This is a genomic window from Pseudovibrio sp. SCP20 (assembly GCF_057774105.1).
In genome coordinates this window covers 443,288-457,376 of record NZ_JBYMDH010000003.1, presented here as the reverse complement: position 1 = coordinate 457,376, position 14,089 = coordinate 443,288, and the positions used below count along the sequence as shown (strand labels likewise).

The following is a 14,089-nucleotide window of genomic DNA, read 5'->3' as shown; positions in this document are numbered from 1 at the left end:
TGGATAGTACCAGTGCAGTGTTAGGGAGGGGTTCTATCCGCTCGCTTGCTTTTGTTCAATCGCTTTGGATATGGCATCCGCAATATCCGGTGTTGCGTCTATCGGTTCATAAGTAGGTGCTAATATGTCTCCGGGGAAGGGATGAAGTACTCCCAAACCCTCCATTTTTGATAAAAACCTATCAAACTTCTTGTGAGCACCTGTCGGGCGGAAGCCGTAAATAGGCTTTCCGGTGGCTGCGGCTTCCCCCACCATATTGGTGGAGTCCGTTGTAACAACAATGATTTCTGCGTTGGCCAGATACTGAACGATTGGGTTTTCACCTTCCCCATTCCAGAACAAGTTGCCCTCTGATCTGCCAAGGTCGTGCAGCTCGGTTGCCAGCTCGCGTGGGGTGCGGCGGGAGCAGGTGATCATGAGAGAATGGGTCTGCGACAGATTTTTAAGTGCGGCGAGAAGCGTGTTGATATTTTCGGGCGTAAAGGTGTGGTGCTGGGAGTTCCCGCCAATCAACACGGCTGCTTTCGGCTGGGGCAGGGCAGCGATGTGCTCAAGCGGATTTTCGCGAGCTTCCTGCAGCTTTTGTGCGGAAAAACGATGAGGTGACGTAAGTGTTGTTACTATGTTTTCTCCGGAAATTCCGTCGTGTTCCGGCGCCCAGACAAAATCAGCAAATTTGCTGTTGATCTTTGGGTCCTTCAGGAAAACAGTAAAGGTCTGGCCCTTGGAAAGCCGCTTTAGTGCGCGTAAGTAGGGCACCGCTCTGCGCCCGGATGCAATCGCGACCGCGGGATATGGGGGTGCAAGCGGGCTTTCTGGCTTATGTGGTGCGTCTTTGGGATCTATCGGACCCCATGGCATTGCGTAGGTAAAAAGCTTGCGGGGGGCAACTATTCGAATTTCGTAGGGCAGATCCAAGGCTTCGGCGACGCCGATGCATTGCGCTACATCTCCGATTTTGCCATCTGTTAAAACCCACAGGTTTTGCGACATTTTGTTCCCCCAGCTTTCGGGAAGTGTCTGCAAAATGCTATTTGTTGATATAGTCTGTCGCAAATAAGCAATAAACTAGCATTTTGCCTAACTTCGTGTTTTAGGCAGTGTTGTAAAACAGGTTAACTGTTAATCCAATAGGACAAGCAAAGGAGACGAGCTTGAAAGCGCGTCTGGATTCGATCGACTGGCAAATTTTGAAGGAGCTGCAGGGAGACGGCCGCATTACCAATGTTGAGCTGGCTCGTCGTGTAGGAATTTCTGCGCCTCCATGTTTGCGCAGGGTTCGAGCCCTGGAAGAAGCAGGACTCATTCGCGGCTACCGCACTCTACTTGATGAGAAACAACTGGGATATGAAGTCACCGCCTTTGTGATGGTTGGATTGCATAACCAAACAGAGAATGATCTCGTCGCTTTTGAAGCGCAAGTCAAGGAATGGCCGTTGGTTCGGGAGAGCTACATGGTTTCCGGTGAAGTTGATTTCATCATGCGTTGTACTGCCAAGGATCTGGAGACCTTCCAGAACTTCATTATTCGCGATGTGACCTCCACCAAGAATGTGGATCACGTTCGCACGGCACTGACCATCCGCCGTATCAAGGATGAGCCAAACGTGCCAATCGACAAGCCTGAATATTTCTAGGCTTTCGATATTGGGAGAACTTGCAAACGGCCTTCGCGTAGGAAGGCCGTTTTTTTATGCGCGATTACGTCCACTTGCCGACGGTGATGGTTACCATCCTGCTGTTGTAAGGCTCTTCAGTGCGGTTTGAGCTTGTTTCGTGCTCTGTGCACCTCCCTTCACAATACGACGGCACAAGACACCCCTGAGGAGATTTATCGGCGTGTTGATATCCCCTCTGTGTGTGATCCGAAGATGTGAAAGCCGGGATGCCTGCGCATAGAAAAACGGCCCTCCGTATGGAAGGCCGCTTAATTTTTCAGTTTGTGGTCGCAAGCCGTCAGAGGGTGCGGATGCTGGTGAAGAATTGGGAGATTTCTTCGGACATCGCTTCGCTCTGCTGGCTGAGCTCTGTTGCGGCGCTGGTTGCGGTGGCAACGGCACGCTTGGACTCTTCAGCAGTGGCAAGGATGTTGCTCAGCTCGTTGGTCACGCCTCGTGCATTTTGAGAGGCAGACTGAATGCTGGATGAGATCTCGTTGGTGGCCACGGTCTGCTGATCGACAGCATCTGCGATCGCTGTTGCGGTGGAGCTGACTTCCTCAATCTTCTGGGAGATTGCAGAGATCTCTTCCACGCAGCGGCGGGTTTCGCTCTGGATTGCACTGATCTTGGAGGCGATTTCGTCAGTTGCCTGACCGGTCTGGCTGGCGAGGTCTTTCACTTCGCTTGCCACAACAGCAAAGCCACGACCTGCTTCACCTGCACGGGCTGCCTCGATGGTGGCGTTGAGTGCGAGGAGGTTGGTCTGTTCTGCGATTGCGCTGATCAGCTCAGTGACGGCGCCGATCTCGTTGGTTGCGGTCTGCAGGCCAAGAACGGTGTCGTTAGTGCGCTCAGCGTCCTTGGACACAGTGCGGGCGGTTTCTGCCGAGCGGCTGACCTGACTGCCGATTTCGGAAACGTTGGCAGACATTTCTTCAACTGCAGCGGCGCCGGAGTGAACGTCAGAAGCGGTGTAGTCAGCGGACTGGCTGGCGGCTTCTGCTGCCATCTGGCTCTGCTCAGAGGTTTCGCGCAGGGTGAGAGCGGAGTTCTCAACGCGTGAGCCTACTTCGCCGGTTAGTTCCATGCGCTTGCTGATGGTCTCTTCGAAGGAGTTGATGGCGTTTTCCAGACGGCTGGTGCGCTCATCCCGCTCTTCGGTGTAGTGACGATGGTAAGCAGCAACAGCCTGACCCATGTCGAACATGACGGCTTTCTGAAGCGCAATCAGACTGCGAGACAGGCGGCCCGGAGAAAAGCGCATTTTGCTGGCAAGGATTTTGGTCAACTCTTCGAGGATAAACGTATAACCACCTATATACCAATCCGGCTCAAGGTCGGTGTACACGTGCGCGCGGCCAATCTTGTCGACGCGTTCCATGTAGGTGGAATCAAAGCCTGCGGTGAAGAGGATCTTCCAGTGGCTCGCTTGAGCTGATTTCAAGCCAGGGACTTTGCCCGCAACCTTCTTTTTCAGCTCAGGATCAAGCTGAACGTGGTTGTAAAAATCACTTAAAATCTGGGTCAGGTGGCCTTCAACAAGCGGCCAGAGATCTGAAAGTGTTTGTATGGTCTGACTATCGATTTTGAAAAAACCGAGCTGGCTTTTCAGACCTGAAAATGAATTGGTGGTCATGGCAGCAAATTTCCCGTCAATTTGTCGAGTTCATTTGCATTTACAAGGGTTAACAGTAGGTAGATTTATCTATGCTAAATTTCGAATATATACCTAAAATTGTGTGAGTAAGCGCAGATTGTGATGGGATATGAGCTTTTTAGGAGGGCTTGTGTGCCAGATTGTCGCAGATTCCTGCGGCTTTTTCGGCTGTTTGAAGTAAACGCGTTAACTTATCAAAAAACCGATTATCTGTTCTGCAATTAGTGGATAACCCGTGCGGGCTGCATAAAAAATGCCGCACGAGGCGGCACTTTTATTTCTTGAAATCATAGGGAGCTAAATTTCTTCAAAGATTATCTCAGTTCATGAGAAGCTTTGAATCGATGAATTCAGCTCTATAATTTACTTAACCGAATTCGACTTCGACGATCTCGTAACCGCGTGCGCCACCTGGTGCCGCAACTTCAACGCTGTCGCCAACGGACTTGCCGATGAGCGCGCGAGCGATTGGGGAGGAGATGGAAATACGACCACGTTTCACGTCGGCTTCAACATCGCCAACGATCATGTATTTCTTCTCTTCCTCGGTATCTTCGTCAACGAGAGATACGGTTGCACCGAACTTTACAGTGTCGCCGCTGAGTTTGGTCAGATCGATGACTTCTGCAAGGCCGAGAAGACCTTCCAGTTCGTTGATCCGGCCTTCGTTCAGGCTCTGCTGTTCTTTCGCTGCGTGGTATTCCGCATTCTCAGAGAGATCGCCGTGAGCACGGGCTTCGGAAATGGCTGCGATAATGCGCGGGCGTTCTCCGGTTGTGCGATGCTTAAGCTCTTCTGTGAGCATCGCATAACCTTCAGGCGTCATAGGTACCTTTTCCATGGCTCGTACACCTTTCTAACGTTGTGGTGGTGTGGCCCATCACACTAAAAAACTGACCGGGCTGAGCGACCCCAACCCGGACCTGTTAAGCTATCTTAGCAAAAGTAAGATTGTAGGGACCTTACTTCAAGCGTTTTCGCGCGGAAAGCTTCAATGCCTTGAGCTGCTGCTACGGCTCCTGCCACCGTGGTGTAATAAGGAACCTTGTTCATCAGCGCAGCCTGTCGAAGCGACCGACTATCGGAGAGTGCTTGCGCGCCTTCGGTTGTGTTGAAGACGAGCTGAACCTCACCATTCTTGATAGCATCAACGATATGCGGACGCCCTTCAAGCACCTTGTTGACCTTTGCGCACGGGATGCCTTGGTTTTCCAAGTATCTTTGTGTGCCCTCGGTGGATATAATGGAAAATCCTGATGCGACCAGTTTCTTCGCCGCCTCAAGAATTTTTGGTTTGTCTGCATCTTTCAAGGAGATGAAGACGGTTCCACCTTCCGGAATAACAGTGCCACCGCCGAGCTGAGACTTGGCGAATGCGAAGGAGAAGTCTGTGTCCAGACCCATGACTTCACCCGTGGAGCGCATTTCCGGGCCGAGGACCGTATCAACACCTGGGAAGCGGGCGAATGGGAAGACAGCTTCCTTAACCGCCACGTGATCCAGCTTCTTAGGCTTCAGATCGAAGGCTGACAGTTTCTCGCCAGCCATCACGCGTGCTGCGATCTTGGCGATTGGCTCACCGATGGTTTTCGCCACGAACGGAACGGTTCTTGATGCACGTGGGTTCACTTCCAGAACGTAGATCTCTCCGTCCTTGATTGCGAACTGCACGTTCATCAGGCCGACAACGTTCAGAGCGAGGGCAAGTTTGCGTGCCTGCTCTTCCAGTTCAGCAAGGGTTTTGTCGTCCAGTGTGTAGGCTGGCAGAGAACATGCGCTGTCGCCGGAGTGGATACCCGCTTCTTCGATGTGTTCCATGATGCCACAGATGAAGACGTCTTCGCCGTCGCACAGAGCATCCACGTCCACCTCGATTGCGCCGTCGAGATAACGGTCGAACAGAAGCGGGTTGGTGCCGAGCAGGGTGTTGATCTGGCCGGTCTTATCATTCGGGTACTTGGCGCGCACATCATGCGGCACCAGCTCTGGCAGAGTGCCGAGCAGGTAGTTGTTGAGTGCTTCTTCGTCACGAATGATCTGCATTGCACGGCCACCCAGCACGTAGGATGGGCGAACGACAAGCGGCAGGCCAAGCTGGTTGGCGATCAGGCGGCCCTGTTCAACAGAATAGGCGATGCCGTTTTCTGGCTGCTTCAGGTCGATCTTGTGCAGCAGGCGCAGGAAGCGATCGCGATCTTCTGCAAGGTCGATCATGTCCGGAGCGGTACCCAGAATTGGGATTCCAGCTTCTACAAGAGCTTCCGCCAGTTTCAGTGGGGTTTGGCCACCGAACTGTACGATCACGCCCTTCAGGGTGCCTTTGGACTGCTCAAGGCGCAGGATTTCCAGCACGTCTTCGGAGGTGAGTGGTTCGAAGTACAGGCGGTCGGAGGTGTCGTAGTCAGTGGAAACCGTTTCCGGGTTACAGTTGACCATGATGGCTTCGTAGCCAGCGTCCTTCAGAGCGAAGGCCGCGTGACAGCAGCAGTAGTCGAACTCGATGCCCTGACCGATACGGTTTGGACCACCACCCAGAATAACAACCTTCTGACGCTCGCTTGGTTGTGCTTCACAGGATGGCAGGCCAGCGGTTGGTGTTTCATAGGTGGAGTACATGTACGCGGTTGGAGAGGCGAACTCTGCCGCGCAGGTGTCGATGCGCTTGTAGACCGGCTTAACGTCCAGCTCAGCGCGCAGTGCTGCGACTTTGTCGGCTGTGGTGTCGGCCAGCACTGCAAGGCGGCTATCGGAGAAGCCCATGGCTTTGACCATGCGCATGGCTTCGGTGTTGTTCGGTAAGCCGTGTTCAACTACCTTCTGTTCCATCTCCACGATTTCCCTGATTTGCTCAAGGAACCATGGATCGATCTTACAGATATCGTAGATTTCTTTGTTGGTGGTGCCGAGGCGCATTGCCTGTGCCACGTTGAGCAGACGGGTTGGCGTTGGCACTGCCAGCGCCTTGCGGATGGCGTTGGAGTCGTCGCCGTGGCCAAGGCCGTCGAGGTCGATTGGATCAAGGCCGGTGAGACCGGTTTCCAGACCGCGCAGCGCTTTCTGCATGCTCTCTTTGAAGGTCCGGCCAATAGCCATCACTTCACCAACGGACTTCATCGCAGTGGTCAGGGTCGGTTCAGAGCCCGGGAACTTCTCAAATGCGAAGCGTGGGATCTTGGTGACCACGTAGTCGATAGTTGGTTCGAAGGATGCTGGTGTTGCACCGCCGGTGATGTCGTTTTCCAGCTCGTCCAGTGTGTAGCCGACTGCCAGCTTTGCAGCGATCTTTGCGATCGGGAAGCCGGTTGCCTTGGATGCCAGAGCGGAGGAGCGGGATACGCGTGGGTTCATCTCGATAACGACCAGACGTCCGTTGTCTGGGTTCACCGCGAACTGAACGTTGGAACCACCGGTTTCCACGCCGATCTCACGCAGAACAGCAATCGAGGCGTTCCGCATGATCTGGTATTCTTTGTCCGTCAGGGTGAGGGCAGGGGCGACGGTGATGGAGTCGCCAGTATGTACACCCATTGGGTCGATGTTCTCAATGGAGCAGATGATGATGCAGTTGTCCGCTGTGTCGCGAACCACTTCCATCTCGTATTCTTTCCAGCCGAGCAAGCTTTCGTCGATGAGCACCTGACCGTTTGGAGACGCGTCGATACCGGAGCGAACAATCTGTTCGTACTCTTCGCGGTTATACGCTACGCCGCCGCCTGTGCCGCCGAGGGTAAAAGCCGGGCGGATGATGGCAGGCAGGCCGATGCTGTCCAGCTGGCGCATGGCTTCTGCGTAGCCTGCGCCGCGGTCGTATCCGGTGATGTTGCCTTCATCATCAAGGATTGGCGGTGAGGAGGCGATTGCGGCGCGCGGGTTCTCCAGACCGATCTTGTCCATCGCAGCGCGGAACTTCTCACGGTCTTCAGCCTTGTCGATCACGTCGGCTTTTGCACCGATCATCTCGACACCGTGTGCCTTGAGTACGCCTTTGCGGTCCAGCTCCAATGCGCAGTTCAGCGCGGTCTGTCCGCCCATGGTTGGCAGGAGAGCGTCCGGCTTTTCCTTGGCGATGATCTTTTCAACGGCGTCTGCGGTGATTGGCTCGATGTAGGTCGCGTCAGCCAGATCCGGATCGGTCATGATGGTTGCCGGATTGGAGTTCACCAAGATTATTCGGTAGCCCTCATCTCGCAGTGCCTTACAAGCCTGAGTTCCGGAGTAATCGAACTCACAGGCTTGACCAATCACGATGGGTCCAGCCCCGATGATCATGATAGATTGGATGTCATTGCGTTTAGGCATGGTGACTCACATATGCTCGCGTTAAAGCACCAGTGCACCCGCATGGTGCTCTGGTGTGCCCTCTATAGGAGTATGTCGGCTGAGCGCGCGTTATAAGAAATATTGGAGTAATTAGAAACCCCAACCAACGCCTATTTCCGAAATAATCCGGTTTTTTTTCTCAAGACTTAAGGGGAGTTTATTCAGCTAAAGTCGAAGTCTCTGTGGGTTTTTCACCATCAAAGTCTGCAATGCCGTGACTCAGGGCATAGCAGGCAAGGCGGACTGACTTGGGAATTTCTACCGGTTTACCGTCTCGATTGCCGTTTTCATAATATTGAATCATTCGTTTTTTTAAGCCGAGGCGTTCTGCGGCCTCTTTTTGCTTATAACCCATCGACTTGCGCCAAGCCCGAAACTGAGATGGTTTCATGATACTAACCTAATGATTCCCAGACTGAAAATTCATTGTACAGACTGCTGTATAATAATCAGCATTGGTACTATTGCATATAACAGAATACAAAAGGCGCAAAAATTGCGCTATTTACCTTGATGAGGCGCAATTTGTGCGCTTATAATTGTGGTGTATCAGGAAAACTTCTGTAAGCCTGTGCGATTGATGCACATAAAGCTGAGGTGGCTTTCCATTCATACAGCTCATTAAGGAGATACCCATGCTCAACGAACTCATCCTCTATCGGGCTAATCTGAAGGGCAAAAAGATGAATGTGCATCGGCATGCCACGTTCAGGTTTCAAATCAGACGGATCGTCAATGGCCTCTTGAAGGGCTAAACGCAAGTTCGGGTTTTAACGGCACGTCATTTTGATGTGGTGATTTGAGAAGCGGGGGTGCTGGCCGTCGCCTGATTGTTTTGGTTTGCACAAGCTGAAGAAGTTTCAATTAATGAAATTGGGTGGCCAAAATTGTGCAATGCGCATTTTTTAGTGCTTTTTGCTGGTGCGATTTTCCCAATATCCTGCCTGTTTATGTATCAGACTGCCCGTTATCCCCTCTGTACGCGAGGTAAGGTAAAAGTTTTGCAGCGCGAAAAATGAACATCCTGTTTAAAAAATGTGCAGTGCGGTCATTTGGTCGGCCAATTTTCGTTTTGCTGAGAAAGAATAAAGTCAGAGCAGATCTAAAGAAGGCGAGTAGTTAAAAGTTTTATTGTTCGTTCTCTCTATCCCTTCGTCATGTTCACATATTATAGACAATATGTAATTGATGGTTTCCTAGTATATCATCTCAGATAACGCAGGAACATCTTTGGAAAATTGACGCGAAATGTAGAATAGATCAGCGTTCTGACAAAATTAGGTGCCGGAATTTTTTCATAATACTTATCTAGTATAACTACTTATGATGTTAATTCTGATATGTCCTAGTGTATACGTTGCATTTACGAAGTAAAAAATGCGAAGGCGGGCTATATTTTATCGGTTTCGTTGTGTAGATTATGAATTGTCCAATATGAATTATCATAGATTTCGTTGAGGACTTTGAAAGTGGGGGTACTCATTCCTCACTGGGAGATGCCTGTATCCATGTTCATATGAACATGGGAAAGCTTCCGCAGTGTGAGTGGGTATCAAATGCTACTACACAAGCTAGTACAGAAGTGGGGGAGTACAAAAGTTATTAGGGGAATTCATGGAAGCACCGGGTGGGGAGCTGAAATGATGAACTTTTGTAACTCTTCTAAGGTTTAACATACAAACCACCGGGCAAATGGAAATGAATAGTATTCCTAGTAAGCTAGATGTCGCGGCAGATATCGCTGGACCAATTCGTGAGGACGATGGGGACGGTCAGCTGCTGGCAATCTCTGAGATGTCAGAGTTGTTTAGTGTAACTCTGCGTACACTTCGCTTCTATGAGGAGAAGGGCCTTCTTAATCCTGTACGTCGTGGCGCACGCCGCTTCTACAGAGGTCGTGACGTAAGCCGTATGCGCGTGATTTTGCAGGCCAAGAAGATCGGTCTGACGCTTGCAGAAGTTCGTCGCATCATCAAGCTTGTTGAGGGTTCCAGCCCTCGTGCAGACCAGCTTAAAGAACTTCAGGAAATTTGTGGTGCGCAGGAGCAGCTGCTTCATGAGCAGGAGCAAGCGCTTCAGGAACAGATTGCAGAAGTTCGTGGTGTGTCTCAGGCACTGACCAGCATGCTGGAAACAGAAGCAGCTTAATCGCTTCTTCGTTTTCTTAATATGGAACCCGGCTCCATTGGTGCCGGGTTTTTTGTTGCCATGATCTTGGGGCTCTCAGGTTCCCGGCAAAGAAAAAGCGGGACACCTGGCCCCGCTTTCAATCGTTTCTTACTGACTGGCTCAGTTATGCAGCCGCTGCAGCCTTGTGGTTCTCGATCTGCTCGATGAAGCGAGAGAACAGGTAGTGGCTGTCCTGCGGGCCCGGGGATGCTTCCGGGTGGTGCTGTACTGAGAAGACAGGTGCATCTTTTACACGCAGACCACAGTTGGTGCCGTCGAACAGGGAAACGTGTGTTTCTTCCACGTTGTCTGGCAGGCTACCAGCGCTCACAGCAAAGCCGTGGTTCATGCTGGTGATCTCAACCTTGTTGGTGGTGTAATCGTGGACCGGATGGTTTGCACCATGGTGGCCCTGATGCATCTTCTGGGTTGTTCCGCCCAAAGCAAGTGCCAGCATCTGGTGACCGAGGCAGATGCCGAAGAGTGGCAGGCCGGACTTTACCAGATCCTGAATGGTTGGAACCGCATACTCACCTGTTGCTGCTGGATCGCCAGGACCGTTGGAGAGGAACACTCCGTCCGGCTTCAGCGCAAGGATGTCATCAGCTGAGGTGTTTGCAGGTACAACTGTTACACGGCAGCCAGCTTCAGCCAGCAGGCGCAAGATATTACGCTTTACGCCGAAGTCCATTGCCACCACGTGGTGGGCTGGTTTGTCCTGAGCGCCGAAGCCGTCATTCCATTCCCAGGTGGTTTCGTTCCAGTCGTAGGTCTTCTGTGTGCTGACACCTTTCGCAAGGTCCATGCCTTCCAGATCTGGCAGGCTGGCCGCTTCCGCTTTCAGTGCGTCCACATCAAACTCGCCTTCAGGATTATGCGCGATGACAGCGTTCTGCATGCCTTTTTCGCGGATGAGGGCGGTGAGTGCTCGGGTGTCCACGCCTGTCAGACCAACAATGCCGCGGGCTTTGAGCCAGGCATCGAAATGATTGCCAGAGCGGTAGTTGGAAGGAGTGGTGATGTCGGTGCGCAGAATCGCACCACGAACGCCATTGGTGCCTTCCATGTCTACAGTTTCGATATCATCTTCGTTGGTTCCCACATTGCCGACATGAGGGAACGTGAAGGTGATGATCTGTCCTGCGTAGGAAGGATCTGTGAGAATCTCTTCATACCCGGTCATTGCCGTATTGAAGCAGACTTCGCCGGACGCTTTTCCAAGAGCTCCAACGCCTCGGCCTTCAATGACTGTGCCATCTGCGAGAACGAGGAGGGCGGTAGGTTTGGGTGCTGACCACGCGTCTTGAGCTTTCATCACTTGCTTTCTTGATACGGTTGATGACAATATGCGTCCATCTGAAACACACCGAAGGGACTTGACTTTGGCGCGTCACAGTCGCATCAAGGCCGGGACCATAGGAGAAGGGGTCACTCTGGTCAATATCACTCGTGTAGAAATAATCGCGCGCGAGTTACAGGAAATTAGCCTAAATCAGAAGGATGAGGCGTCTTATCCGGGATTTAGAGAGCCTCTTTTAAAGTTTCCGCGTCAGGGTTCCTTTAGTATGTTGCGAGACAAAATAGCGAATGCGCTGAAAGCCGCGCAAGAAGACAATAACAAGAGACGTGCCGCCACGTTGCGCCTGATCACCGCTGCCATCATGGACCGGGATATGGCTGCTCGTGAGCAGGGACGCGATGGCTTGAGCGAAGAAGAGCTTATGGACCTGCTGCACACCATGCTGGTACAGCGTGAGCAGGAAGCGACGCACTGTGAAGCGAGCGGCAAGGTTGAGCTTGCTGTACAGGAGCGCGAGGAAGCGGAAATGATCCGTGAGTTCCTGCCTTCTCAGCTGAGCGAGTACGAAATGAAGCTTGTTTGTCAAACAGTTGTCGAGTGCGTTGAAGCGCGCGGACTGCGTGATATGGGCCGTTGCATGGCCGAGCTGAAAGAGCGTTATCCGGGCCAGATGGACTTTGCGAAGGCCAGCTGCATGGTCAAGCAAATGCTCCGTGCTCCGCAATAAATCCGTATTTCCGGAGCACTTTTAGGTCGCCGCGTCGTCATGATGCGGCTTTTCTTTTTTCCTGAAGCAAATTCATGCGTTAAGCCAGTGTTCTGGGGGTTTTGCTGGCTTCTCCGGGGGGACATGGTTATAAAATAGCCATCCCAGCTGCTTTCGGGCCAGAACCACACTATGGACTACTATGCGCTTTGATCAGCTCTTCCTTGATGACATTCGCAACCGCGTTTCGCTTACGGACGTGGTGGGGCGACGTGTAACTTGGGATCGACGCAAATCGCAGCCCGGAAAGGGCGACTATTGGGCCTGCTGTCCTTTCCATTCTGAGAAGTCTCCAAGCTTCCATGTGGATGAGCGCCGCAACCGCTATAAGTGCTTTGGTTGTGGTGAAAGTGGAGATCATTTCAAGTTTCTGATGGAGACAGAGGGCCTCAGTTTTCCTGAAGCTGTGGAAGAATTGGCCGGTTTGGCAGGAATCGCCATGCCAGCGCCAGACCCTCAGGCCGCGAAACGTGCTGCTAAGCGCAATACACTGACCGATGTCTGTGAGATGGCGGCGCGGTATTATCGCCATATGTTCCAGTCTGCTGAAGGGCGTGCGGCGCAAGAGTATGTGCAGCGGCGCGGTTTGTCGGCAGAGACGCTGAATGAGTTTCAGTTCGGGTTTGCACCTCCGGGCCGTGATAACCTGAAGAAAGCTCTGATGGCGAAAGACATCAGTGAAGCTGAGCTGATTGAGGTTGGCCTGCTGATTAAGCCGGATGATGGCCGTCCTTCCTATGACCGTTTCCGTAACCGCCTTATGATCCCGATCCATGATGATCGCGGTAGAGCGGTGGCGTTTGGTGGCCGTACCATGGATCCGGATGGGCAACCGAAATATCTGAACTCGCCGGAAACGCCGCTCTTCCATAAAGGGACGATGCTGTTCAATGCTCACCGCGCCCGCCAGCCTGCTTATGAAGCCGGGCAGGCGATTGTGGTGGAAGGCTACATGGATGCCATCGCTCTCTGGCAGGCGGGTATGAAAGGCACGGTCGCGAGCCTTGGTACTGCGTTCACTGAAGACCAGATCATGCGGCTCTGGAAGTTTGCCGATGAGCCGGTGATCTGTTTCGATGGTGACGTGGCCGGTATCTCAGCTGCGCATAGAGCTGTCGACCGTATTTTGCCTGTGTTGACCAGTGGCAAGTCCTTCCAGTTTGCGTTTCTGCCAGACGGGCAGGACCCGGATGATGTGATCAACGCTGGTGGCACCTCTGCCATGTATGGCGAACTTGAGAAGGCACTGCCGCTTTCTGAGGTTGTCTGGCAGCGTGAGAGCGAGCATGCGCGGATTGATACACCAGAGCGTAAGGCGGCTCTTGAAAAGGCCGTTGAAGATCTGGTGGGCACCATCAAGGATGAGCGCGTTCAAAAGCGCTACCGGATGGACCTGCGCCTCAAACTCTCAAACCTGTTTTATGAGGAGAGCCGTCGGAACCGCGGGCAGGGTGGTGGCCGTGATGGTGGTTGGCGTGGCCCGCAGGGCGGCAATGACCGCGCTTCTCTGGTCAAGGTGGAAGCGCCGGATACGCCAGCTTATGGCGTGGAGCGCAGCTTCTGCACCATGTGCCTGATGTATCCGGAACTGTTTGAGCGTCACTTCGAACGCATTTCGCAGCTGAGCTACTCCAACGAGCTGCACTCCATGTTCATGGCAGCCTTGGTGCGGATTGCGACAGACCTTGCTGAAGGGGCGGTTACGCAAATCTACAACAAGCTGGATGAACGGTTCTATCAGATCCTGCAGGAAGCCATTGTGGGCTCGAAGAGCGAGGATGATGGCAGCAAGAGCACAACGTTGCGGCGTTGGGATGCGCTGACCAATCGTCTGCAGATCCTGAAAGAAGATCCACCAGAAGACTTTGTCGAGATGCTGTTCCTGAACTACGCCGATATGCTTGAGTTGCGCATGTTGGAGTTGGAGCTTGAGCATGAAACGCGGGCGATGGAGCAGGATCTGACAGAAGAAAGCTGGAGCCGTTTTCAGGCCTTGCAGCAGGATCTGTCTCGCCGCCGTGAGGAATGCTTGCGTGATGAGCAGGAGCTGGCAGAGCGTGCCGCCAAGATGCGCTCTACGAAAAGTTCCGTTCTTGCATAACGTCTGAAGCGGAATTTCCGGTCAATTTGTTGGTTCACCCTGCGGGATTGGGTGATGACAACTTGAGGTAGATTTGTGATAGAAGAGCTGTTGTTTTTCAAAGTTATCCAGAAAA

The 14,089-nt window shown here is 52.6% G+C and carries 10 protein-coding genes; 4 read left to right on the top strand and 6 right to left on the bottom strand.

Annotated features, from left to right (window positions below; translation table 11 throughout):
• Window positions 1-33: 33 nt before the first annotated feature.
• Window positions 34-993: a mitochondrial fission ELM1 family protein gene (locus AC3CB2_RS14690; protein WP_008547703.1), complete on the bottom strand. Its 960-nt coding sequence runs from the start codon at window positions 991-993 to the stop codon at window positions 34-36.
• A 161-nt stretch (window positions 994-1,154) separates the two neighbouring features.
• Here AC3CB2_RS14690 and AC3CB2_RS14685 point away from each other — a divergent pair, with 161 nt between their 5' ends.
• Complete coding sequence (locus AC3CB2_RS14685; protein WP_008547806.1) at window positions 1,155-1,637, top strand: Lrp/AsnC family transcriptional regulator; 483 nt, start codon at window positions 1,155-1,157, stop codon at window positions 1,635-1,637.
• Window positions 1,638-1,956: 319 nt separating this feature from the next.
• Here the strand turns inward: AC3CB2_RS14685 and AC3CB2_RS14680 are convergent, their stop codons facing one another.
• The 4 genes from AC3CB2_RS14680 to AC3CB2_RS14665 form a co-directional block, all read right to left on the bottom strand.
• Entirely contained in the window at window positions 1,957-3,297 is a 1,341-nt protein-coding gene (locus AC3CB2_RS14680; RefSeq protein ID WP_352933700.1) for a protoglobin domain-containing protein, read from the bottom strand.
• Between the two features lie 388 nt (window positions 3,298-3,685).
• The gene (gene greA / locus AC3CB2_RS14675; protein WP_008547672.1) at window positions 3,686-4,159 is read right to left on the bottom strand and encodes a transcription elongation factor GreA; all 474 of its coding nucleotides are present in this window, start codon (window positions 4,157-4,159) and stop codon (window positions 3,686-3,688) included.
• 95 nt (window positions 4,160-4,254) lie between these two features.
• Entirely contained in the window at window positions 4,255-7,617 is a 3,363-nt protein-coding gene (gene carB / locus AC3CB2_RS14670) for a carbamoyl-phosphate synthase large subunit (protein WP_352933697.1), read from the bottom strand.
• A 178-nt stretch (window positions 7,618-7,795) separates the two neighbouring features.
• Entirely contained in the window at window positions 7,796-8,029 is a 234-nt protein-coding gene (locus AC3CB2_RS14665) for a helix-turn-helix domain-containing protein (RefSeq protein ID WP_008547646.1), read from the bottom strand.
• 1,307 nt (window positions 8,030-9,336) lie between these two features.
• Here AC3CB2_RS14665 and AC3CB2_RS14660 point away from each other — a divergent pair.
• Window positions 9,337-9,786, top strand: a complete 450-nt coding sequence (locus AC3CB2_RS14660) for a MerR family transcriptional regulator (RefSeq protein ID WP_208978965.1) — start codon at window positions 9,337-9,339, stop codon at window positions 9,784-9,786.
• Window positions 9,787-9,931: 145 nt separating this feature from the next.
• Here AC3CB2_RS14660 and carA read toward each other — a convergent pair whose 3' ends face one another.
• On the bottom strand, window positions 9,932-11,122 hold the full coding sequence (gene carA / locus AC3CB2_RS14655) for a glutamine-hydrolyzing carbamoyl-phosphate synthase small subunit (RefSeq protein ID WP_352933693.1): 1,191 nt from the start codon (window positions 11,120-11,122) through the stop codon (window positions 9,932-9,934).
• Between the two features lie 250 nt (window positions 11,123-11,372).
• Between carA and AC3CB2_RS14650 the strand changes: the two genes are divergently transcribed.
• Window positions 11,373-11,834 (top strand): GatB/YqeY domain-containing protein, encoded by a 462-nt coding sequence (locus AC3CB2_RS14650; protein ID WP_008547492.1) that lies wholly within the window; start codon window positions 11,373-11,375, stop codon window positions 11,832-11,834.
• Window positions 11,835-12,015: 181 nt separating this feature from the next.
• Window positions 12,016-13,974, top strand: a complete 1,959-nt coding sequence (gene dnaG / locus AC3CB2_RS14645) for a DNA primase (protein WP_352933690.1) — start codon at window positions 12,016-12,018, stop codon at window positions 13,972-13,974.
• The last annotated feature ends 115 nt before the right edge of the window (window positions 13,975-14,089 follow it).